We start from the raw sequence: 21945 nt of genomic DNA, 5'->3' as shown, positions 1-21945 counted from the left end.
CGTTCTCGGATTTCTCGGTCCTGAGATAATCGGTCCTGAGATAATCGGTCCTGAGATAAATAGCCGAGCGAGATGAAGCACGAGGCGCCCGAGGCTCTAAAGCCAAGACATAACGGGCTGTTAGGCGAGGATTTTGAGCCTCGGGCAACAAAGTGATTCGCTCGCGCAGGCATTTATCTAGTGAACCTGCCTACCCGCAGACCAAACTCTCTGCACCACCGGATGATCGTCGATCAACCGCACCCGCAATAGATCGGCGCGCAGCCCCGGCACCAGGCGTCCACGATCGTCGAGTCCTACCGCTTTTGGCCGGTATCCGTGTCGCGGTGGCGACCGCCCGAGGCAGTGCGTAGCCGTTCTCCATCGCCGCCACCCGGAAGACGGCATCGAGCAGCGCCGCCGGATAGTAGTCCGACGACAGGATATCCAGCACGCCCAGCTCCACCAGATCGGCAGCGGCGATATTGCCGGAGTGGGAGCCGCCGCGAACCACGTTGGGCGCACCCATCATCACCCCCATGCCGGCCCGGTGGGAGGCCTCGGCCGCTTCGCGGGTGGTGGGAAACTCCGCAACGCGTGTGCCATACTCGTGGCTCTCGGCGACGTGCTCGACGGTGGCGTCGTCGTGGCTGGCGATCGCCAGGCCGCGTTCGCGACAGCTGGCCGCAATGGCGCGGCGATGCTCGGCGCTGAAGCGCTGGCTGTTGTCGATCTGGGTTGCCATGAAGGCGTTCATCGCTGCGTCATCGAGCTGGTACTTGCCCTGATAGTAGACGCGATATGCTTCGAGGCTGGCGAACTGGCGCTGGCCGGGGGCGTGATCCATCAGCGACACCAGACCCAGCAGCGGCGATGACGACAGCTCGTTGAATCGTGCCAGCGTGTTGGGGTGGCTCACTTCGCAGCGCAGGTGCAGGCGATGATCGACCCGCGCCAGACCGTCGTGGACGATCTGCGATAGCGCCTGACACATCTCGTCCAGCGCCCGGTGGCGCATGCTCTGCTCGTCGACATCACCGATCGAGACCGCATCGAACACGGTGGTGATGCCGCTGGCCGCCATCTGGGCATCGTGAGCCAGTGCCGCCTGACGCCCTGGCCATTCGACCTTGGGCCGCGGCTGGAAATACTTCTCCATGTTGTCGGTGTGCAGCTCGACCAGCCCCGGCAGCAGCGTGTCGCCTTCGCAGTCGATGGCACCGGCGGCCTGGCTCGCGCCGTGGTCGATAGCCGCGATCCGGCCGCCGCGGATCACCAGCGTGCCGTCGATCACCTCGTCGTCGAGAACCAGCCTGGCGTGGGTCAGAATCTGTTCCTGCGCGCTCATGACAGCGTCTCCTGAACGTTCGGGGTGAAGGCAGTGCGAGCGCCGAGGCTGTCGTCCAGCGGCAGCAGACGATCGGCGACGCGGTCGCGCACGTCCTCGTCGTGAAAAATGCCGAGCATCGCCGCGCCGCGGGCCTTGGCCTCGCCGATCAGGGCGATCACCACGTCGCGATTGGTGGCGTCCAGCGACGCGGTGGGTTCGTCGAGCAGCAGCAGCGGATGCTCGCCGATGAACCCGCGGGCGATGTTGACGCGCTGCTGCTCGCCGCCGGAGAAGGTACCGGGGGGCAGCTGCCACAGCCGTTCGGGCAGGTTGAGACGGGCCAGCAGCGTCTCGGCCCGCTGGCGCGATTCGGCCTCGTCGGCGCCACGCGCCAGCAGCGGCTCCATCACCACGTCGACGGCGGCGACCCGCGGAACCACCCGCAGAAACTGGCTGACGTAGCCGATCACGTCGCGGCGCAGACCGTGCCAGGCGTAGGCCGGCAGCGTCTCGAGGTCGAGCGTGCCATCGTCGAAATGAAGACGAATACGGCCCTGATCGATGCAGTAGTCGCCATGGAGCATCTTCAGCAGCGTGCTCTTGCCGATACCGCTGCGTCCGGCCAGCACCAGGCACTCGCCGGCGTGTAGCGTCAGCGACAGATCGCGCATCACGTCGATTTCGAGCCCGCCCTGGCCGTGGAGCAGAAACTGCTTGTGCAACCCGCTCACCGTGAGGCGAGGTCGAGCGTTCGTCATGGAATGCATTGAAATTCCTCCCTCAGGGCGTCAGGACAGAAGAAACCAGCAGCTGCGTATATTCGTGCTGCGGGTCGTCGAGAATCTGATCGGTGAGGCCGGTCTCCACCACCTGACCGCGGCGCATCACCATCAGCCGGTGGGCGAGCAGGCGCGCCACGGCGAGATCGTGGGTCACCAGCACCACCGAGAGACCGAGCTGACGCACCAGCGTGCGCAGCATGTCCAGCAGCCGCGCCTGGACCGAGACGTCGAGCCCGCCGGTGGGCTCGTCCATGAACACCAGCCGCGGCCGAGTGACCAGGGTGCGGGCGATCTGCAGGCGCTGCTGCATGCCGCCGGAAAAGGTGCGCGGCGCATCGTCGATACGCCCGGGATCGAGCTCGACCTGGCGCATCCACTCCTGGCCGGTGGCGCGCAACTGACCGTAGTGGCGCTGACCTTGTGCCATCAGCCGTTCGCCGATGTTGGCCCCGGCGGAAACGCCCATGCGCAGGCCATCGCGGGGGTTCTGATGCACCAGACCCCATTCGAGGCGCAGCAGCGCCCGACGCCGTGCCTCACCAATGGCGTAGAGATCGAGCTCGGCCTCATCCCGGTCCAGTACATCTTCTCCGGCATGCCTTCGATAGACCACGCGCCCGGCATCCGGCGCTTCGAGCCCGGCAAGCACGCGCAACAGCGTCGACTTGCCGGAGCCGGATTCGCCGACGATGCCCAGCACCTCCCCGGCGTGCAGTTGAAAGTCGATCGCCTCGCAGCCCTTGGCCGGGCCGTAGAGGCGGGTGATGTCCTGAACGTCGAGCAGAACCGGACGTTCCAGTGCCGGCTTCTTCATGCCACTTCTCCCCGCCGGGTCTGGCAGTAGTCGGTATCGGAGCAGACGAACATCCGCCCGCCCTTGTCGTCGGTGATCACTTCATCGAGATAGCTTTGATCGCTGCCGCACAGCGCGCAGGTGTGCTCCCAGCTCTGGATCTCGAACGGATGGTCCTCGAAGTCGAGACTCTCGACCCGGGTGTAGGGCGGGATCGCATAGAGCCGCTTCTCGCGACCGGCGCCGAACAGCATCAGCGCCGGATTGCCGTCGAGCTTGGGGTTGTCGAACTTGGGGATCGGCGACGGGTCCATCACGTAGCGCCCGTCCACCTTGACCGGATAGGCGTAGGTGGTGGCAATGTGGCCGTAGCGGGCGATGTCCTCGTAGAGCTTGACGTGCATCACGCCGTACTCCTCCAGCGCGTGCATCAGTCGCGTTTCCTGCTCGCTGGGCTCGATGAAGCGCAGCGGCTCGGGGATCGGCACCTGGAACACCAGAATCTGGCCGCTTCGCAGCGGCGTCTCGGGGATCCGGTGGCGGGTCTGGATCACGTCCGCCGCCGTGGTCGAGGTGGTGGTCTCGACGCCGGCCACGCGCTGGAAGAAGTGGCGGATGCTGACCGCGTTGGTGGTGTCGTCGGCGCCCTGATCGATCACCTTGAGAATGTCGTCGGCACCGAGAATGCTGGCGGTGAGCTGCACGCCGCCGGTGCCCCAGCCGTAGGGCATCGGCATCTCGCGGCCGCCGAACGGCACCTGATAACCGGGGATCGCCACCGCCTTGAGCAGCGCGCGGCGGATCATGCGTTTGGTCTGTTCGTCGAGGTAGGCGAAATTGTACCCGTCCATATCAACGCTCCTTCGGTTGGGGGCTGGCCGTGTCACGAGCGCTGTCGAGTTCCGCCTGACGCGCGGCATGTTCGCGGCGCAGGCGCCGGAGCAGATCGAGCTCGGACTGGAAGTCGACGTAGTGCGGCAGCTTCAGATGCGAGACAAAGCCGGCGGCGTCGACGCTGTCGGCGTGCGCCAACACGAACTCCGCCTGCTGCGCCGGGCCGATGATCGGCTCGCCCAGCTCCTCGGCGCGCAGGGCACGATCGACCAGCGCCATGGACATGGTCTTGCGCTCGTTGTGGCCGAAGGCGAGGCCGTAACCCCGCGTGAACTGCGGTGCGGCTTCCCGGCTACCGCCGAACTGGTTGATCATCTGGCACTCGCTCAGCGCGATCTCGCCGACGCAGATCGTCTCGTCCCATTCGTCGACATGGATCTCGACCTCCACCTGGCCCAGGCGAATCTCGCCGGCAAACGGGTGATTGCGGCCGTAGCCGCGTTGGGTGGAGTACCCCAGCGCCAGCAGGTAACCCTCGTCGCCGCGGGCGAGCATCTGCAGTCGGGCGGCGCGGTCCATCGGATAATCCGGCGGATCGCGGGTAATGTCCGAAGGCTCGGCGCCGTCGTCGATCTCCTGCTCCACCAGCCCTTCGTCGTTGAGCAGCGCCAGAATCTGCGGGCACGCCTCGGCGTCGGTCACGTCATCCCGGGTCTCGGCAGGCGGCACCTCGGCACCGGCCAGCTGCAGAAAGTCGAGCAGACGATGGGTGTAGTCGTAGGTCGGCCCCAGAATCTGGCCGCCGGGGATATCCTTGTAGGTGGCGCTGATGCGGCGTTCGATGCGCATGTTGGCGGTGTCGAGCGGCTCGCTGACGGCAAGGCGCGGCAGCGTGGTGCGATAGGCGCGCAGCAGGAACACGGCCTCGGTGAGATCGCCGCTGGCCTGCTTGAACGCCAGCGCGGCGAGCTCGGGGTCATAGAGCGAGGCTTCGCTCATCACCCGGTCGACGGCCAGGCGCAGCTGATCGCCGATCTGGGCGACCTCGAGTTCCGGACGCTCGCGATCGCCCCGGCGGCGGTCGGCCAGCCAGCGGTGGGCATTGGCGATCGCCTGCTCGCCACCCTTGACGGCTACGTACATCAGTTCGTCTCCCGAAAATCGGCTTGAGTCTTGTCACTCGTAATTCGCGTGCTGCGGGGAACCGCCGCCAGCTGCGCGCCGCAGCCGAAGATGACGTCCAATCCCTGCGGGAAGCTGGCCCGGTTGGCGGCCAGCCGATCCATCAGGAGGTGGCAGCCGACGGCATCGCCGATGTCGAGTGCGCGGGTGGTCTCGATGCCAGGCCCGGAGAGAATCCAGGGCTCGGCGTTGGCCAGTCGCTCGACGGCGACCAGCAGCGTGGTGCCGCGGTCGGGATAGGTATCGCTGCCCAGCGCAAACGGTGTCTGCGGATCGAAGGACGCGTGGGTCAGCAGCGCGAAATCGGCGTTCGCCGGGTCGTCGACCAGACGTGCGCCGGTGTGGAAAGTCAGCGCCTCGCGCAGGGCCGGCGAGTCGAGGTCGGTGGCGATCCAGACGCGGGTCTCGAGGTCGCAGCGCGTCAGCATCACGCCCCACAGCGCAGCACCCAGTGCGTCACTCGGCGCCTCCTGGGGCGGTGCCGGCAACGCCAGTGTCGCAAGCGTGCCCGGTTCGGACATGGCGCCGAGAATCTGGCGAAACAGGCGTTGACTGTCGTGGGCGGGGTCGGCCAGACCAGGCCAGGCTTCATTCATCATTTCTCTCTCCTTCACCACGCCGCTTTCCTTAACCACGCCGCTTTCCTTAACCACGCCTTTCTCCTTCGTGGCTGCTCTGTTCTCCATCGTCATTCCCCCCTTACCAGCGTGAAGAAGTCGACGCGGGTCGCGGCGGCGGTGGCAGCGTCACCGCGCTGGCGCTCGGCGAGTTCCTCGACCAGCGGCGCGAGCACCTGCGTCTCGAGTGCTTCCTGCCATTCGGCGTGCTGGGCGACGGCATCGGCCAGGGCTATCAGCTCGGCGTGACGGTGGTCGCGCCCGCGAACCCAACCGTGGCCGAGGGTGCCGTCGTCGAGAGCGACGCTGGCGCGGGTCAGGGTCATCTCGCCCAGATGGAAGGCGTTGCCGGTGCCGCCGGTGCGACCCTTGAGCATGGCCATGCCGGTTTCGGGGCCGCGTATGCAGCGGTGCGTGGGGAAATCGTCGAGCAGTTCGCCCAGAGCGCCCCAACGGGCCTCGATGTGCTGCCGGGAAGAGAGCGCCAGCAAGCGCTGACGCGCGTTTCGTGATGTGTGACTCATGACGCAACCTCGTCGGTGTCGGAATCCATGGGGTCGGTGTCGAAATCAACGTGATAGGAGAGCCGGTCGGCGCGCGCCCGGCCCACGGACACCTCGACCAGCCCGCCGGCGGCATCGGTGTTGTCGCTGGTCATCACCAGCAGCGGCGCATTGAGCGGACACTGCAGCCAGCGGGTGTCGTCGCGATCCGCGGGGACAGCATCGATGCGCACTCGCCGCCGATGCAGGCGCAGGCCGTAGTGCTGGCCCAGCAGCGCCCGGGTGGAGCCGCCGCGATAGCGCTCGAGCCAGCCCGGCACGCGCTCGGGATCGAACCAGTGACGCAGCCGCATCAGCGGGGCATCGTCGACGTAGCGCACGGTATCGACCCGCAACAGCGGCTCGGCGACGGAACGGCCGAAACGCAGAGCGATCGCCTCGGGAGGCGTCACGAAACCCTGTTCGAGACAGCAGGTGTTCGACGGCAGACCCAGGCCGGCCAGATTCTGGGTCACCTTGCTGCCGGCGCTGACGGCGTAGTCGAGACGCCGATCGACGACCTGGGTGCCGCGACCCTGATGGCGCGTCACCATGCCGGCGGCGACCAGTTCGTCCAGCGCCCGGCGTACCGTGTGGCGATTGACCGCGAAGCGCTTGGCCAGCTGCGCCTCGGTCGGCAGCAGATCGCCCGGCGCGTAGTCGGCGCGCACCTCGCGCACCAGCTCTTCGGCCAGTTCGCGGTAGCGGGGTATCGTCAGAATTTGTCTAGACATGATGAGTTCCGATTCATCGCCACACGCAGGGACGGTCAAACCTCGAGAATTCAGTAGGTAGTACGCTACTTTTCGAAGCGCCCGTATAAATCGCCGAGCGGGATGAAGCGCAAGTCGCCCGGAACGCAGAAAGCGAGACATAACTTGGGGTTAGGCGAGATTCGATCGAACTGGCGCCCCAGTACCGCGTAACGCAGCGATTCGCACGCGTAGGCATTTATGTCATTCCTTAGATGAAGCGCTTGCGAACACGTTGAGACACCATGTCCAGCAGCGTCACGGCAACGATGATCACCAGCATGATCGTGGCGGTTTCGGTGTACTGAAATCCGCGCATGGTTTCCCACAGCGAGACGCCGATCCCACCGCCGCCGACCATGCCGAGTACCGTCGCCGAGCGGATGTTGGACTCGAAGCGATAGAGGCTGACCGAGATCCACAGCGGCAGCACCTGGGGGATCAGACCGAAGATGATCTCTTCCAGGCGCCCGGCACCGGTGACGCGAACACCTTCCATCGGCCCGGCATCAGTGGCTTCCACCGCCTCCGAGAACAGCTTGGCGAGGACCCCGGTGGTGTGGACGAACAGCGCCATGGTGCCGGCGAACGGCCCCAGACCGACGGCGACCACGAACACCATCGCGAAGACCAGCTCGTTGATCGCACGGCACGCATCCATCAGCCGTCGCACCGGCTGGTTGACCCACCACGGCGCCAGGTTGTCGGACGAGAGCAGGCCGAACGGAATGGCGAACAGCACCGCCAGCAGCGTGCCCCAGATCGCGATCTGGATGGTGACCAGCATCTGATCGATGTAGTGATCGAGACTGCCGAAGGTCGGCGGCACGAAGTCGGCGGCGAGCGTGGCCATGTTGCCGGCGTTGGTGACCAGCAGGCTCGGCGCCATCTCGGCGCCCTGCCAGGCCCAGCCGAGGACGACGACGGCGATGACCCAGCCGAGCAGTGTGGTCCAGCTGCGTTTACCCGATCGGGCTCGCGCATCGAGTGTGGAAGTGGTCATGCATGGACTCCGCTGCATCGATCATGAAGATGGCCAGGGCGGTGGGAACGTCGAGATCCGCCCTGGCCTGTCAGAGACTCGTTTTCAGAACACGTCTTCTTTACTGGGTCGCCATCGCGGTGCTGACGGTCCCATCCTTCTGGGCCTTCTTGGCCTGCGCGGCTTCGCGAGCGTCCATGCGCTCGTTCAGCGACTCGAGACGGGCATCGAGATCCGATAGCTGCTTCTGCTTGTCGTCGGCATCGAGCGAATCGTCGGCGGCGATCTGGGCGCGCTGCTTGAACAGTTCGAGCTGACGGATCGGCAGCAGCTGGTCGTTGTCGGAAGCGGAAAAACCGGACCACTGCAGCGGCTCGAGAATCTTTTTCTGCTTGGCGGTATCGCCGTAGCTCAGGAAGAAATCGCGCAGCTCATCCTTGGTCTGCTGGGGCAGATTGGTGCGCCAGACCAGCGGATCGGAGGGGATCAACGGCGACTTCCAGATCACCTTGAGCTGATCGGCCTTCTCGGGATGGGTGATTTCGAGGCGCTCCATGCTCTCGGTGTTGAACGTGGCGACATCGACCTGGCCGTTGGCCACGGTCAGCGCGTTGGTCTCGTGATTGGCGTTGAGCGTGCGCTTGAATGCGGTTTTGGGATCGACGTGGTTCTTGGCGAAGACGTAGTAACCCGGTACCAGATAGCCGGAGGTGGAGTTGGGATCGCCGTTGCCGAAGGTCAGCTCGCTGGCGTGCTCGAGGATATCGTCGACGTCGTTGTAGGGGCTGTCCTTGTTGACGATCATCAGGCTCCAGTAACCCGGTGCGCCGTTGGCGGCGACGGTCTGGGCGAAGATCTCGCCACCGGCGCGATCGACCGCTTCCATGGCCGACTTGTTGCCGTACCAGGCCAGATCGACCTTGTCGAAGCGCATCGCCTGGATCACCGCGGCGTAGTCGGTGGCGAAGAACGGCTTGACCTCGACGCCCAGGGCGTCGGCCATGTCGTCCAGAAACGGCTGCCACTGGGTCGACTGGTTGGTGCTCGACTCGGTGGATATGATGCCGAAGCGCAGCGGCTGGTCGGCGGCCTGGGCCGAGCTGACGGCAAGCGTGCTGCCGAGCAGGCCGAGCCCGGCGATCAGCGGCAGAGCCGCACGGCGTAAGCAAGAGGAGATCATGTCGTTTCCTTGGAGGTCGGTGGTGGTGGATCGGTTGTTATGGGCTCGTGTTCGCCCGGATCAGCCCACCGCGTGCAGCGGCGGTGCGATCCGGGGATCGGGTTGGCGGGACTCGAGTTCGTCGAGGCCGGCGTTCTCGTAGAGCGTCTGCAGGCGGTTATCGGTGAGGCCTTCGATCGGCCCGTCGTAATAGAGCCGGCCGAGCTTGAGCGCGATGGCACGACGGCAGTAACGGCGGGCGACCTCGACCTGATGCAGCGTGACGACGACGGTGCGGCCATCCTCGCGGTTGATCCGCTGCAGGATTTCCATCACCTCGCGGGCACTGCGCGGATCGAGCGAGGCGATCGGCTCGTCGGCGAAGATCACGTCCGCCTCCTGAACCAGCGCCCGGGCGATGGCGACGCGCTGCATCTGGCCACCGGAAAGGGTATTGGCGCGCTGATGGGCCAGGCCGACGATGCCCACGCGTTCGAGCGCGCGCAGCGCCAGATCGCGTTCCTGCTGGGTGAAGCGGCCGATCAGCGCCCGCCAGCGCGGCATCGCACCGAGATGGCCGATCAATACGTTGGTCAACACGCTGAGACGGCCGGCGAGATTGAACTGCTGGAAGATATAGCCGCAGCGACGGCGCTGTTCGCGGCTGGCGCCGAGCAGACGCCCGCCGCGCTGTACGTCGCGATCCAGCACCCGCACATGGCTGTGCGAATGGCGGTCGGCACGGCTCAATCCAACGAGATGACGCAGCAGGGTCGACTTGCCCGAGCCCGACGGCCCGATCAGGGTGACCATTTCGCCATTGGCGATCTCGAACCCGACCTCGCGCAGCGCGGCGTGGGTGCCGAAGGATTTGTCGAGCCGTTCGACGCTAATGATGGCGGTCATACGATTCGTCCCGGAAAGTGTCGGGCCGAGGGTCGGATCATCAACCCCTGGCCCCGAAATGTTGAACACAGTCTGGCGATGTCGTGTGACGGTTATTTATCTAGACAATTAAGAAACGGTGACAAAGCGGAGGGCGGGAGGGGTAACGAAAAAAGCGCCCGCAGGCGCTTTTCCATGTCTATCAGCGGTTTGACGATTCGTGTCATGTCGTTGACACGAATTCGTCGTCGAATCGTCATGCGGGATCGAGGTCGGGCTTCAGCCTTTCGCCTTGCTCGGCTTGGCACCGGACTTCTTCCGGGCACCGGCTTTTTCTTCGGCCGGCAGGAAACCGCCCTGCTGCAGCACGTCCTCGTAACCTTCGCGGAAGGTGGGATAGCGAAACGTGTAGCCGGAATCCAGCAGCCGCTGGTTGTTGCAGCGCTTGCTCGAACGACGACGCAGCGGAGACTGGATGACGTCCGGCGTCTCGACCTTGAGCCGCTGGGCGATCCAGGCCATCACTTCATGCAGCGGCGCCGAATCGCAGTCGCTGGCGAGATAGATCGGCTCCAGCGGCTTGCCATCCAGCGTCAGCTGGATCAGGTGGGCGATCACGCCCGCGCAGTCGTCGCGATGGATGCGGTTGGAATACATCGGCGGATTGGAAGCGGCAATACGGCCTTCGCTCACCTGGCGGATCAGACGATCGCGTCCCGGACCGTAGATGCCCGAGAAACGCAGCGCCGTGCCCGGCAGATCGTGCGCGAGCAGGGCCTGCTCGGCTTCGCGCATCAGCGTGCCGGAGAAGCCGTGTGGCTCGGTATCGGTGGTTTCATCGACCGCTTCGCCCGCCTGCTGGGCGTAGACACTGGTCGAAGAGACGAAAAATATCCTTTCGGGCTTCTTTTTACGGGAGCCGAAGGCCTGCAGCACAGTCTTCAGACCCGTCGGATAAGCCGCCTCGTAGGCGGACTCCTCGAACCGGTCCGCGGTCACCGAATAGACGATGATGTCGGCGTCCGGCAGCGCCGCCAGCGCCGCCTCGTCGGTCACGTCCAGCGCCACCGCCTCGATACCGGTTCCATCGAGCGCAGCGACATTGCGCCGCGCGCCGATTACCCGCTGGCCGGCGTCGATCAACTGCTTCCCGAGCTGGGTGCCAATATCGCCGCAACCGAGAATTAGCGTAGTTTTCTTCACCTTTCCCTAGCCTCTTGGTAAAACGTCCTTGATGATTCGTCCTTGAGGACGCGCACAACCACGAGAACTGCGTACCTGTCGACTCATTCGCGCCACTGAGTCGACTTGTTCATCCGCCGTCGCTTTATTCATTCGCCGTATCGCGCAGACAGGGAGCCTTTCGGTCCCAGCTAATGACTCTAACAGAACTCCGCTACATCGTAACCTTGGCCCAGGAGCGCCACTTCGGTCGCGCCGCCGAACGCTGCTTCGTTTCTCAGCCGACGCTTTCGGTGGCCGTCAAGAAACTCGAGGACGAACTCGGCATTGCTCTGTTCGAACGCTCCAAATCCACCGTCCAGGTCACCCCGCTGGGAGAGCGGATCGTCGAGCAGGCCCAGCGCGTGCTGGAGCAGGCCACGCTGATCCGCGAAATGGCCACCGAAGGCAAGGATCAGTTGATCAGCCCGCTGCGAATCGGCGCCATCTACACCATCGGCCCCTATCTGTTTCCGCATCTGATCCCGGCTTTGACGCGCATTGCCCCGCAGATGCCGCTGTATATCGAGGAGAGTTTCACCGGTGTGCTGCGCCGCAAGCTGCGCAGCGGCGAACTCGATGCGATCTTCGTGGCGCTGCCATTCAACGAGCCCGATGTCGTCACCAAGACACTCTACGAGGAGCCGTTCGAGGTTCTGCTGCCAGCCGGCCATCCGTGGACGGAGAAGGCGGCCATCGACAAGGAGGACCTGCTCACCGAACGTCTGCTGCTGCTCGGCGAAGGCCACTGCTTCCGTGACCAGATTCTGGAGGCCTGCCCGGCGATCAACGCCCAGCTCAACAATCCCTCGAACACCCTGATTGCCGAGGGCGGCTCGCTGGAGACCATTCGTCACATGGTCGCCTCGGGGCTCGGCATCACGGTGCTGCCCAAGCTGGCGATCGGCACCAGTCACTACGAAAACGGCTTGCTGGAGAGCCGCCCGTTCAAGGGCAGCGCCCCCAAGCGCAGCGTGGCGCTGGCGTGGCGCGCGAGCTTCCCGCGACCCAAGGCGATCGATGCGCTGATCCAGGCGATCGATAAAATCCAGGGCAGCGACGTCGAGGCCGCATGAGCCTCGACCAACCGGTTACCGAACTCTCCGGCGTCGGCGAAGCGCTGGCCTTGAAGCTGGCCAGACTCGGCGTCGAACGGATCGCCGACCTGCTGTTCCATCTGCCGCTGCGCTATCAGGACCGCACCCGGATCACGCCGATCGGTACGCTGCGTGCCGGTACCGAAGCGGTGGTCGAAGGCGAAGTCAGCGCCGCCGAAGTCGTTCGCGGCCGTCGCCGCAGCCTGCTGGTCCGGCTCAAGGATGGCTCCGGCATTCTTAGCCTGCGCTTCTTTCACTTCTCGCCGGCTCAACAACAGCAGTTCACTAAGGGCGTTCAGGTGCGCTGTTTCGGCGAAGCCCGCGCCGGCAGCACCGGGCTCGAGATCTACCATCCGGAATATCGCCTGATCCAGACCGAAGCGGCGCCGGTGGACGAACATCTGACGCCGATCTATCCGACCACCGAAGGGCTGGCACAGCCGCGCTTGCGGGCCCTGATCCAGCAGGCGCTGAAGCGGCTGGCCCAAGCGCCGGAGAGCCTGCCGGAGTGGATTCCCGAGCCGCTGCGCGGGCGTTTTCGCCTGCCGGGGCTAATCGAATCGCTGCGCTATCTCCACGAACCGCCGCCGGATGCACCCCAGGAGCGTCTGGCCGAGGGACGTCATCCCGCCCAGCGGCGATTGGCGCTGGAAGAGCTGCTGGCGCATCAGTTGAGCCTGCGCCAGGTCCGCCTGCGGATTCAGGCCGACGGTGCCCCCAAACTCGCGGCAAGCAGCAATCTGCAGGCGCGATTCCTGACCCAGCTGCCGTTCTCGCTAACCCAGGCCCAGCGCCGCGTGCTCGAAGAGATCGGGCGCGATCTGGAGCGCGAAGTGCCGATGCTGCGCCTGGTCCAGGGCGATGTCGGCTCGGGCAAGACCGTGGTCGCGGCGATGGCGGTGCTGAACGCCATCGCCGGCGGCTGTCAGGCGGCGGTGATGGCACCCACCGAGATCCTCGCCGAGCAGCACTTTCGCCAGTTCCGGGCTTGGCTCGAACCGCTGGGCATCGAGGTCGGCTGGCTGGCCGGCAAACTCAAGGGCAAGGCGCGCCTCGACACCAAGGCCGCCATCGCCGACGGCCGCGTGCAGGTCGCCGTGGGGACCCACGCGCTGTTCCAGGACGACGTGATCTTCCACCGTCTGGGGCTGGCGGTGATCGACGAGCAGCATCGATTCGGCGTTCACCAGCGCCTCGCGCTGCGCCAGAAAGGCGAGTCCGGCGGCCTGACCCCGCACCAGCTGATCATGACCGCCACCCCGATCCCGCGCACCCTGGCGATGAGCGCCTACGCCGATCTCGACCTGTCGGTGATCGACGAACTGCCGCCGGGCCGCACCCCGGTGCATACCGTCGCAGTGCCCGACGAACGCCGCCCGGAGGTGATTCAACGCATCCGCAACGCCTGCGCCGAGGGCCGCCAGGCTTACTGGGTCTGCACCCTGATCGAGGAGTCGGAAACGCTGACCTGCCAGGCCGCGGAAGTGACCCGCGATACGCTGGTGGAAGCGCTGCCGGAGCTCAACGTGGGCCTGGTCCACGGGCGCATGAAGGCGCAGGAGAAGGTCGAGGTGATGGACGCCTTCAAGCGCGGCGAGCTGGACCTGCTGGTGGCGACCACGGTGATCGAGGTCGGGGTCGACGTGCCCAACGCCAGCCTGATGATCATCGAGAATCCGGAGCGACTGGGGCTTTCCCAGCTGCATCAGCTACGGGGTCGGGTCGGCCGGGGCCGCGTCGACAGCTACTGCGTGCTGCTCTATCACCCACCGCTGTCGAACCACTCGCGCCAGCGCCTCGGCATCCTGCGTGACACCACCGACGGCTTCAAGGTGGCAGAGAAGGATCTCGAACTGCGCGGTCCCGGCGAAGTGCTCGGCACCCGCCAGACCGGCCTAGCGCAGATGAAGATCGCCGATCTGGAGCGCGACCGCGACCTGCTCGATACCGTCACCGCGCTGGCCCAGGCGCTACTCGAAGAAGCCCCCGACGCCGCGACCCCGCTGATCCGCCGCTGGCTGGGCGACGAAGCCGGACGCTACGGGCAGGTCTAGACGCAAACACGGGCTGTTTCAAGTTCGCTCGGAGACGTTCCCGGCGTCCTTCTCGACACCGTTCATCGCATTCGACGTTTCATCCGGCCGCGCCACCAGCCGCCCTGCCGCCTCGCTCATCGGCACCAGCTGGCGACTAATGTGCAGCAGCTGGGTCTGGATCACGCGGCGCTCGTCGTCGGCGTCATCCTGGGCGGCGGCGGGCTCCTGCTCGAAGATCACCATCAGAGCGCTCTGCTCGTTCTTGAGCTCGGGGATCGGCTGGCGTGAGGTGAGACTGGCGGCGATCGAATCGAAACCATCGGCGATACGCCGGGCGGCGGCATGGATATCGGCGTCGGCCTCGGTCGGCGTCAGCGTGCCCCGATGCGCGCCCAGCGCCGAGAGATAGCCCAGCAGGGTGTGGGAGACGACCAGAAAGCGAAAGCCCTCGTCGGCATCCTTCTTCCGATAATGACCCGGCTCCTGCAGCATGTTGGCCAGCACCGTGGAGAGCGCGGCATCGGCATTGTGAGCGTTGCGCCGGGCCAGCCGGTAGGCGAGATCGTCCTGCTTGCCGGCTTCGTACTGATGGATGATCTCGCGCAGGTAGAGCGTGCTGTTGGTCAGCGCCGTGGCGGCGACCTTGTGCAGCCGCCGCCCCTGCCAGTCCGGCAGGATGAAGAACACCGCCAGGCCCGAGATCAACGCGCCGATCAGGGTATCGATCAGTCGCGGCAGGATCAGATCGAAGCCGTCGCCGACCTGGTTGAAGCTGCTCAGCACCAGCGTGGTGATGGCGGCGGTGGCAATCACGTAGTGCTTTTCGCGATTGGCGAAGAAGGTGACGCCGGCGACCACCGCGATCAACGACTGGATCAGCGGATTCGGGAACAGGCTGATCAGCGCCCAGCCGACCACCAGACCCAGCACCGTGCCGACGATGCGCTGACGCAGGAAGCGCCGCGTCGCCCCGAAGTTGGGCCGGCACACGAACAACGTGGTCAGCAGGATCCAGTACCCTTGCGTCGGATGGACCAGATGCAGCACGCCGTAACCTACCAGCAGTGCCGTCGACAGCCGCAGCGCGTGGCGAAAGGTCGGCGAACCCGGGGTCAGGTTGAGCCGGATGCGCTCCCAGGCGTCCTTGAAGCTGCGCGGCGAGCGATTGAACAGCGTCGCGTCCTTCTGATCGGCCACGGCGTCCGGATTGTGGGCGCTGGAGAGCTGATCCTCCAGCGTCGCCAGATTGCGGCCCAGCGCCTGCAGCGAGCGCAGCAGCGGGGTCCATGCCGGATTGCGCTGGGCGCGCAGATAGACGATCGAGGCGCGCAGATCCTCCAGCGCCTGCTCGCTCTGGCCGTGCTCGAACGGCTGACGCAGCAGCAGCGCCTTGGCCAGCCGCTTGCAGGCCCGGCCTTGCTGGTCGAGCAGGCGCTGACAGCGGAACAGCACGTCGTGGTGGAAGAACGCCTCCGACAGCGCGGAATAGGGGTAGTGAGAGGCGCTGACCCGCTCGTGGATGTCCTGGGCAATGAAGTAGAGCCGCAGGTAACGGTTGAGCTTGCGGCTGCCGCGCTGGCCCTCGAGCCGGCGGAAGATCATCTCCTTGGCCTGGTTGAGCGCGGTCACCACGCGGCCGTTCTGGCGGGCCAGCGCCACCCGTCGGCTTTCGACATCGACCCCGCGCAGCGGCTCGAACAGCGTCGCCTTGATGATCAGGTATTCCCCCAGCTCCCGATACAGCTGGGCCATGCTCTGCTTGACCGGCTGGCGCGAGAACAGCGCACACCAGATCACCGAGATCAGCCCGTACCAGGCGGCGCCCGCGACCAGCAGCAGCGGCTGATGCCAGAAATTGCCGTCGGTGGTGCCGCCGTGCTGCTCGATGTTGATCATCGAATAGACCGACAGGATCAGCGTTGCCGAGGCGATGGTGGCGTAGCGCTGCTCGACGGCGCCGAGCATGATGAAGGTGAACGCCGACAGCGCCAGGCCGGGGGCGAACAGCCAGGGCCAGGGAAACAGCAGCTCCACCGAGCTCGAGGCGACCAGAAAGCAGACCAGCGTGACCAGCAGGGCGCGGACGCGACCTTCCCAGTTGTCGTCGGTCTCGGACAGCGCGCTGGCGATGATACCCAGAAACAGCGGGATGGCGAGCGCGATCTGGTCTTGGGACCAGCTCAGCGCGATGGCGCCGCTGAACGCCAGAAATACCCGGAAGCTGTAGGCAAACTTGTCCAACGTCCACAGCTGGCGCAGGGAGTGGGAAAACGAATCGGAAATTTCGGTCTCTCCAGGATTATGGTTATGCCGTCACGATAGCGCGCTCGCCTCAGCGGGAACAGATACCGCCGACGGTGAACGGATAGAGAACCTGACCAGCGCTTAGACTTTAGTATAACGTCCTTGATCCTGTCGGCCGCAACGTCTTTTGCCTTTATCCCGACCCTGGACTTCGGCATGATCGGGATTTAGCAGACGGCAGAGGAAAAGCGTGGGACCGACCAGGAATTCGCATCGAACCGGCGTAAGACGCGCGCTGGGGTTCGGGGCTCAGCTGCTGCGTGCCGTGGTGATGCTGAGCGTGATCGGCTGGGGTGCACTCGCGCTGCATTTCGAGCTGCCGGGGCCGCGCCCGCTCGTCGTTGTCGTCATTGCCGCGTGGGTGCTGATCGGCGGCGCGGCGCTGATCGCGCCATGGCGGGTCCGCCGGGATTCACCTCGCCAATCGCGCAGAGACCGCGTGGCCCTGGCGATTCGGCTGACGTTCACGCTGGCCCTGGTCGTCCTGGTTAGCTGGTGGCAAAGTCTCGAGCCCAGCAACGATCGCGAGTGGGCGCCGGACGTGGCGCGGCAACTGGCGGTCGAACGCGACGGCGACCGGATCACGCTTCACAACGTGCGCGACTTCGAGTGGCAGACGCCGGATACGGCGATACCGCGCTGGGAAACTCGCGAGTACGACCTCTCTCGGCTCGACGCGGTGGATATGGTGGTCTCCTACTGGATGGGGCCGGCGATCGCCCACACCCTGGTTACCTTCGGTTTCGACGACGGCCGGCATCTGACGTTTTCGGTGGAGATCCGGCGCGAGAAGAACGAGGCATTTTCCATCAGCGGTGGCTTCTTCAAGCAGTTCGAGCTCAACCTGATCGCCGCCGACGAGAACGATATCCTGCGCCTGCGCAGCAACGTGCGCGAGGAAGACGTCTATCTCTATCGCGTCGGACTAACCCCCCAGGCGCGTCGCGAACTGTTCCTGGCTTATCTCGACGAAGCCGAGCGACTGCGTCAGACACCTGAGTTCTACAACACCCTGACCAGCAACTGCACCACCATCGTGTTCGACATGGTCGACAAGATCGTGCCCGGACTGCCCCGGGATATTCGGCTGATTCTCTCCGGCTATCTGCCGGAATACGTCTACGATATCGGCGGGCTGGACACGAGCCACCCGCTCGAGTTCCTGCGCAGTCGGGGGTATATCGATCTGCGCGCCCGGGAGATTCCGTACAATGCGGGGAGCGAGGCCTTCTCCCGCGCCATCCGCGACGGTGTTCCCGCTGCCGATGGCGAGATCATCCCTGCCTCGTCGCCCTGAACTGAGCTTAATAACATGACCCCAATAACATGATCTCAATGCCATGACTTCCCTGCGTGACGCCATCGAAAATCGCATCAGCCACCTCACCGGGCGCACGCTGGGCGGCGTGGACTACACCCAGCCCAAGGGCGATCCGGGTCTATTCGGACCGGAAACCGTGGCGTGGAAAGTCCACGGCGAGTTCACGCCGATGATGTGCGGCGGCGTCAGCGCGCTGCTGCTGCAGATGCTGCACCCGCTGGCGCTGGCCGGCATCTGGGACCACTCCAACTTCCGTCAGGACATGATCGGCCGACTGCGCCGTACCAGCCAGTTCATCGCCGTCACCACTTTCGGCTCCCGCGACGACGCCGAACGCATCCTCGATCGAGTCCGGCGGGTCCACGATGGGGTCAGCGGCCACGCCGCCGATGGCACGCCCTACGCCGCCAATGACCCCGAGCTGCTGGTGTGGGTGCACGTCGCCGAGATGAGTCGATTTCTGGCCGCGCACCGGCGCTATCGCAATCCGGATCTGAGCCTTGCCGATCAGGATCGCTATTTCGCCGAGACCGCACGCGTGGCGGAAGCACTCGGCGCACGCGACGTTCCCAGGAGCCGAGCGGCCATCGAGGCCTATCTGGACCATCAGCGCCGCTACCTGGTCTGCGATTCGCGGACGCGCGACGTGATCGACGTGCTGCTGCACGCGCTGCCGCCGAGCCCGATCATTCGCCCCGCCGGGGCGCTGTTCATGCGTGCCGGCATCGATCTATTGCCACCCTGGGCAGCGACACTGCTGAGCCTCGAGATGTCGACGCTCGAGCGTCACGCCGTACGTTCCAGCATCCGCACCATCGCCCCGGTGGTGCGCTGGGCGGTGCGCAACGGCTCCTATCGTCGCGCCATGGAACGCATGCAGGCACGCGAGCAGGCTAGGCACTGAGGCTCGGTACTAACTGAGCTCCGGCACTAACCAAGCCCCTGCCTAAGCCCCTGCCTAAGCCCCGACACTAAGTTCCATTACTATGCCTCGGCCAGCTCGCGACGCAGCCACTCGGCGAGGCGCTGGCCGCGCCGGGTATCGGCGCCCGGGGCCAGCCACAGCCCCAGCGACGCGGAGGTTTCGATGGCGGGCCAAGGCGATATCAGGCGGCCCTGGCGCAGCTCGGCTGCCACCAATAGCTGCGGGGCGATGGCGACACCCAGCCCGGCCAGCGCGGCTTCCAGCAGATAGTAGAGATGCTCGAAGCTGCGTCCCTTGGCCCGCGCCGCCGCAAGCGTCTCTTCCTCGACGCCCATGGCCGCTGTCCATTCGGGCCAGGCTTGCGGGCGTGAGGCCGTATCCAGCAGCGTGAGGCGCTCGAGCATTGCCCTGGCCGAGCCCTTCGCCGCCGTCGTCCATATCTCCGGTGTCGCCACCGCGACGATGCGCTCCGGCATCAGCGGGATCACCGTGATGTCGTCAGGCCACGGCGGCGCGGCGAAGCGCAGCGTGGCATCGACATCCTCGCGCCTCGGATCGAGCTCGTGCTCGCTGGAAACCACCCGCAGGCGCAATTCCGGCAGATCGGCATTGAGCCGGTCGAGTCGCGGGATCAGCCAGCGGGCGAGCAGACTTCCCGGACAGGCCAGCGTGAACGGCGCCTCGTCGAGACGCCGTCTGAGCGCCACGCAGCCCTCGTTCAAGCGTGAGAAAGCCTCACCGACCGACTGATACAGTTCCCGACCGTGAACGGTCAGCACGATTCCCCGCCCCGCCTTGTCGAACAGCGCCGCGCCGAAATGCTGTTCTAGCGTGCGGAGCTGACGGCTGACGGCGCCGTGGGTGACGTGCAGTTCGCGCGCGGCGGCCGTCACGCTGCCCAGCCGGGCGGTTGATTCGAACGCGCGCAGCGCATTGAGCGGGGGTAGTGTGACCATTTCACTCCCTTTGATAGGTGATTTTTACTCACAGAACGGGGAGAGTTTATCGATTTTCCGTATTGCGCTACCAGCCTAATCTGACGCCATCGAATCGACCGACAGGAAATGACCGATGAGCTCGATGACGAGGGATATTCCCGACGAGAATGGTTTTTTCGGCGCCAGCCCGAATGACGGCGACGGCAATCAGCAACAGCACGGCTACGGCGGACGCTACGTCGCCGAAACCCTGATGCCGCTGATCGCCGAGATCGAAGCCGCCTATGACGAGGCGCGCGCCGACCCGGCCTTTCAGAGCCGACTGCAGGAGCTTCAGCGCGACTACGTCGGTCGCGCCACGCCGCTCTATTTTGCCGAACGCCTGACCGAGCACTTCGGCGGCGCGAGGATCTATCTCAAGCGCGAGGATCTGAACCACACCGGCGCGCACAAGATCAACAACGCCCTCGGCCAGGGCCTGCTGGCCCAACGTATGGGTCGCCGGCGGCTGATCGCCGAGACCGGCGCCGGCATGCACGGGGTCGCCGTCGCCACGGTGGCGGCGCGACTCGGCCTGCCCTGCGTGATCTACATGGGCGCGACAGACATCGAGCGCCAGCAGCCCAATGTCCAGCGCATGCATCTGCTCGGTGCCGAGATCGTGCCCGTCCATAGCGGCACGGCGACGCTCAAGGACGCCATGAACGAGGCGCTGCGCGACTGGGTCGCCCATGTCGACGACACCTTCTACATCATCGGCACCGTAGCGGGTCCGGCGCCCTATCCGCGCATGGTGCGGGACTTCCAGTCGGTGATCGGCGTCGAGACCCGCGAGCAACTGCTGGCGACACAGGCCCGTCTGCCGGACACGCTGGTCGCCTGCGTCGGCGGCGGCTCCAACGCCATGGGGCTGTTCCACGCTTTCCTCGACGACGACGTCGCCATGGTCGGCGTCGAAGCGGCCGGGGAAGGGCTGGAGAGCGGCCGCCACGCCGCCAGCATCAATGGTGGCGCGCCCGGTATTCTGCACGGCAATCGCACCTATCTGCTGCAGGACGATCACGGCCAGATTCTCGACGCCCACTCGATCTCCGCCGGGCTCGACTATCCCGGTGTCGGCCCCGAGCACGCCTATTTGCACGACAGCGGCCGGGCGAGCTACGTCGCGGTCACCGACGACGAGGCGCTGGAAGCCGTCAGTCTCTGCTGCCGGCTGGAGGGCATTCTTCCGGCCCTGGAATCCGCCCACGCGCTCCATCACGCCGGCCGATTGGCGGCGGCGCAGGGACCGGATCAGGTCATCGTGGTCTGCCTAAGCGGCCGCGGCGACAAGGACATGGACACCATCACCCGCCATCTGATGCCCGAGGAGGCCGGATCATGAGTGCGACGCCTTTGAATACTGAGACATTGAATACCGAGACGTTGAATACCGATTCCCGCCTGGCGCGACGTTTTGCGACGCTGCGTGAAGAAAATCGCGCCGCGCTGGTCACCTACGTCATGGCCGGCGATCCCGATCTCGAACAATCCCGCCAGCTACTCGAGCGGCTACCCCAGGCGGGGGCAGACATCATCGAGCTGGGCATGCCGTTCAGCGACCCGATGGCCGACGGCGTAGCGATTCAGCGCGCCGGTGATCGAGCCCTGGCGAACGGCCAGACACTGGCTCTGACGCTGGACATGGTGCGGGATTTCCGGGAACGAGACGCCGACACCCCGATCGTGCTGATGGGCTATCTCAATCCAATCCAGCGCGTCGGTGAGGATCGCTTTCTGCAGGCGGCAGCCGACGCTGGCGTCGACGGTCTGATTCTGGTCGATCTGCCGCCGGAACATGGCGCCGCGCTGACAGCGAAAGCGCGTGACCTGGGGCTGGCGCGGATTCCGCTGGTCGCCCCGACCACGCCCCCCGAGCGACTACCCGCGCTGCTGGCTCAGGGCGACGGCTTCGTCTACCGGATCGCCTTCAACGGCGTCACCGGCAGCCAGCGACTCGATATCGCAGCCTCACTGGGCGATTCGATCGGTGAGCTCAGACAGCAGACATCCCTGCCCGTCGCCGTCGGCTTCGGGGTGCGCGATGGCGACACGGCCGCCGCCGTTGCCCGAATTGCCGATGCCGTGGTCGTCGGCAGCGCTCTCGTCGAGCGGCTCGCGGAAGACGGGGTGGAATCGGCTTTGGCACTTGTCGAAGCATTGGCCGAGGCGATTCAGGCAGCACGCTGAAACCGAGCCCGATGGAAGCCCGACCGCACCGCGACCT

At 65.6% G+C, this 21945-nt stretch carries 20 protein-coding genes; 6 read left to right on the top strand and 14 right to left on the bottom strand.

Going from position 1 to position 21945, the window contains the following annotated elements; genetic code table 11:
* Positions 1–190 precede the first annotated feature (190 nt).
* From BTW08_RS05760 to BTW08_RS05705, 12 genes are all read right to left on the bottom strand, one after another.
* On the bottom strand, positions 191–1327 hold the full coding sequence (locus tag BTW08_RS05760; RefSeq protein ID WP_246837655.1) for an alpha-D-ribose 1-methylphosphonate 5-triphosphate diphosphatase: 1137 nt from the start codon (positions 1325–1327) through the stop codon (positions 191–193).
* Positions 1324–2076: a phosphonate C-P lyase system protein PhnL gene (gene phnL / locus BTW08_RS05755; protein ID WP_246837654.1), complete on the bottom strand. Its 753-nt coding sequence runs from the start codon at positions 2074–2076 to the stop codon at positions 1324–1326. The genes BTW08_RS05760 and phnL overlap by 4 nt, the downstream gene beginning before the upstream one ends.
* Positions 2077–2089: 13 nt before the next feature.
* Positions 2090–2905, bottom strand: coding sequence for a phosphonate C-P lyase system protein PhnK (gene phnK, locus BTW08_RS05750; protein ID WP_075561556.1), 816 nt, complete (start codon positions 2903–2905; stop codon positions 2090–2092).
* Positions 2902–3735 carry an alpha-D-ribose 1-methylphosphonate 5-phosphate C-P-lyase PhnJ gene (locus BTW08_RS05745; RefSeq protein WP_075561555.1) on the bottom strand — a complete coding sequence of 278 codons (834 nt, stop codon included), beginning with the start codon at positions 3733–3735 and terminating at the stop codon, positions 2902–2904. Before BTW08_RS05745 ends, phnK begins: the two co-directional genes overlap by 4 nt.
* A gap of 1 nt (position 3736) precedes the next feature.
* Positions 3737–4861 (bottom strand): carbon-phosphorus lyase complex subunit PhnI, encoded by a 1125-nt coding sequence (locus tag BTW08_RS05740; protein WP_075561554.1) that lies wholly within the window; start codon positions 4859–4861, stop codon positions 3737–3739.
* Positions 4861–5553: a phosphonate C-P lyase system protein PhnH gene (phnH, locus tag BTW08_RS05735; RefSeq protein WP_246837653.1), complete on the bottom strand. Its 693-nt coding sequence runs from the start codon at positions 5551–5553 to the stop codon at positions 4861–4863. Before phnH ends, BTW08_RS05740 begins: the two co-directional genes overlap by 1 nt.
* A gap of 35 nt (positions 5554–5588) precedes the next feature.
* Positions 5589–6041, bottom strand: coding sequence for a phosphonate C-P lyase system protein PhnG (phnG, locus tag BTW08_RS05730; RefSeq protein WP_075561553.1), 453 nt, complete (start codon positions 6039–6041; stop codon positions 5589–5591).
* Positions 6038–6793, bottom strand: a complete 756-nt coding sequence (gene phnF, locus BTW08_RS05725) for a phosphonate metabolism transcriptional regulator PhnF (protein WP_075561552.1) — start codon at positions 6791–6793, stop codon at positions 6038–6040. The genes phnG and phnF overlap by 4 nt, the downstream gene beginning before the upstream one ends.
* Positions 6794–7022: 229 nt before the next feature.
* The gene (gene phnE / locus BTW08_RS05720; protein WP_075561551.1) at positions 7023–7814 is read right to left on the bottom strand and encodes a phosphonate ABC transporter, permease protein PhnE; all 792 of its coding nucleotides are present in this window, start codon (positions 7812–7814) and stop codon (positions 7023–7025) included.
* Positions 7815–7914: 100 nt separating this feature from the next.
* On the bottom strand, positions 7915–8973 hold the full coding sequence (phnD, locus tag BTW08_RS05715) for a phosphonate ABC transporter substrate-binding protein (protein ID WP_075561550.1): 1059 nt from the start codon (positions 8971–8973) through the stop codon (positions 7915–7917).
* Positions 8974–9033: 60 nt separating this feature from the next.
* Positions 9034–9858, bottom strand: coding sequence for a phosphonate ABC transporter ATP-binding protein (gene phnC / locus BTW08_RS05710; RefSeq protein WP_075561549.1), 825 nt, complete (start codon positions 9856–9858; stop codon positions 9034–9036).
* A 258-nt stretch (positions 9859–10116) separates the two neighbouring features.
* Positions 10117–11040 (bottom strand): SDR family oxidoreductase, encoded by a 924-nt coding sequence (locus tag BTW08_RS05705; protein WP_075561548.1) that lies wholly within the window; start codon positions 11038–11040, stop codon positions 10117–10119.
* Between the two features lie 173 nt (positions 11041–11213).
* On the opposite strand from BTW08_RS05705, the gene BTW08_RS05700 reads away from it, so the two are divergent.
* Both BTW08_RS05700 and recG read left to right on the top strand, forming a co-directional pair.
* Complete coding sequence (locus tag BTW08_RS05700; RefSeq protein WP_075561547.1) at positions 11214–12134, top strand: hydrogen peroxide-inducible genes activator; 921 nt, start codon at positions 11214–11216, stop codon at positions 12132–12134.
* Complete coding sequence (gene recG / locus BTW08_RS05695; protein WP_075561546.1) at positions 12131–14209, top strand: ATP-dependent DNA helicase RecG; 2079 nt, start codon at positions 12131–12133, stop codon at positions 14207–14209. Before BTW08_RS05700 ends, recG begins: the two co-directional genes overlap by 4 nt.
* Before the next feature lie 18 nt (positions 14210–14227).
* Here the strand turns inward: recG and yccS are convergent, their stop codons facing one another.
* Positions 14228–16432 carry a YccS family putative transporter gene (gene yccS / locus BTW08_RS05690; RefSeq protein ID WP_246837652.1) on the bottom strand — a complete coding sequence of 735 codons (2205 nt, stop codon included), beginning with the start codon at positions 16430–16432 and terminating at the stop codon, positions 14228–14230.
* A 253-nt stretch (positions 16433–16685) separates the two neighbouring features.
* Here yccS and BTW08_RS05685 point away from each other — a divergent pair, with 253 nt between their 5' ends.
* Both BTW08_RS05685 and BTW08_RS05680 read left to right on the top strand, forming a co-directional pair.
* Complete coding sequence (locus tag BTW08_RS05685) at positions 16686–17792, top strand: DUF4105 domain-containing protein (RefSeq protein WP_246837651.1); 1107 nt, start codon at positions 16686–16688, stop codon at positions 17790–17792.
* A 43-nt stretch (positions 17793–17835) separates the two neighbouring features.
* Complete coding sequence (locus BTW08_RS05680; protein ID WP_075561544.1) at positions 17836–18720, top strand: oxygenase MpaB family protein; 885 nt, start codon at positions 17836–17838, stop codon at positions 18718–18720.
* Between the two features lie 80 nt (positions 18721–18800).
* Here the strand turns inward: BTW08_RS05680 and BTW08_RS05675 are convergent, their stop codons facing one another.
* Positions 18801–19697: a LysR family transcriptional regulator gene (locus tag BTW08_RS05675; protein ID WP_075561543.1), complete on the bottom strand. Its 897-nt coding sequence runs from the start codon at positions 19695–19697 to the stop codon at positions 18801–18803.
* Between the two features lie 124 nt (positions 19698–19821).
* Here BTW08_RS05675 and trpB point away from each other — a divergent pair, with 124 nt between their 5' ends.
* Both trpB and trpA read left to right on the top strand, forming a co-directional pair.
* Positions 19822–21063 carry a tryptophan synthase subunit beta gene (gene trpB, locus BTW08_RS05670; protein WP_075561626.1) on the top strand — a complete coding sequence of 414 codons (1242 nt, stop codon included), beginning with the start codon at positions 19822–19824 and terminating at the stop codon, positions 21061–21063.
* Positions 21060–21908 (top strand): tryptophan synthase subunit alpha, encoded by an 849-nt coding sequence (gene trpA / locus BTW08_RS05665; RefSeq protein ID WP_075561542.1) that lies wholly within the window; start codon positions 21060–21062, stop codon positions 21906–21908. Before trpB ends, trpA begins: the two co-directional genes overlap by 4 nt.
* Positions 21909–21945: the final 37 nt, after the last annotated feature.

The organism is Salinicola sp. MH3R3-1, assembly GCF_001937155.1.
Classification (GTDB): domain Bacteria; phylum Pseudomonadota; class Gammaproteobacteria; order Pseudomonadales; family Halomonadaceae; genus Salinicola; species Salinicola halophyticus.
Note: the sequence above shows the minus strand (reverse complement) of the source record. Positions and strands in the feature narration are given on the sequence as shown.

Coding starts and splice junctions, on each gene's coding strand:
- BTW08_RS05760 (WP_246837655.1), bottom strand. CDS start 1,327: ATGAGCGCGCAGGAACAGATTCTGACCCACGCCAGGCTGGTTCTCGAC.
- phnL (WP_246837654.1), bottom strand. CDS start 2,076: ATGCATTCCATGACGAACGCTCGACCTCGCCTCACGGTGAGCGGGTTG.
- phnK (WP_075561556.1), bottom strand. CDS start 2,905: ATGAAGAAGCCGGCACTGGAACGTCCGGTTCTGCTCGACGTTCAGGAC.
- BTW08_RS05745 (WP_075561555.1), bottom strand. CDS start 3,735: ATGGACGGGTACAATTTCGCCTACCTCGACGAACAGACCAAACGCATG.
- BTW08_RS05740 (WP_075561554.1), bottom strand. CDS start 4,861: ATGTACGTAGCCGTCAAGGGTGGCGAGCAGGCGATCGCCAATGCCCAC.
- phnG (WP_075561553.1), bottom strand. CDS start 6,041: ATGAGTCACACATCACGAAACGCGCGTCAGCGCTTGCTGGCGCTCTCT.
- phnF (WP_075561552.1), bottom strand. CDS start 6,793: ATGTCTAGACAAATTCTGACGATACCCCGCTACCGCGAACTGGCCGAA.
- phnE (WP_075561551.1), bottom strand. CDS start 7,814: ATGACCACTTCCACACTCGATGCGCGAGCCCGATCGGGTAAACGCAGC.
- phnD (WP_075561550.1), bottom strand. CDS start 8,973: ATGATCTCCTCTTGCTTACGCCGTGCGGCTCTGCCGCTGATCGCCGGG.
- phnC (WP_075561549.1), bottom strand. CDS start 9,858: ATGACCGCCATCATTAGCGTCGAACGGCTCGACAAATCCTTCGGCACC.
- BTW08_RS05700 (WP_075561547.1), top strand. CDS start 11,214: ATGACTCTAACAGAACTCCGCTACATCGTAACCTTGGCCCAGGAGCGC.
- recG (WP_075561546.1), top strand. CDS start 12,131: ATGAGCCTCGACCAACCGGTTACCGAACTCTCCGGCGTCGGCGAAGCG.
- BTW08_RS05680 (WP_075561544.1), top strand. CDS start 17,836: ATGACTTCCCTGCGTGACGCCATCGAAAATCGCATCAGCCACCTCACC.
- BTW08_RS05675 (WP_075561543.1), bottom strand. CDS start 19,697: ATGGTCACACTACCCCCGCTCAATGCGCTGCGCGCGTTCGAATCAACC.
- trpB (WP_075561626.1), top strand. CDS start 19,822: ATGACGAGGGATATTCCCGACGAGAATGGTTTTTTCGGCGCCAGCCCG.
- trpA (WP_075561542.1), top strand. CDS start 21,060: ATGAGTGCGACGCCTTTGAATACTGAGACATTGAATACCGAGACGTTG.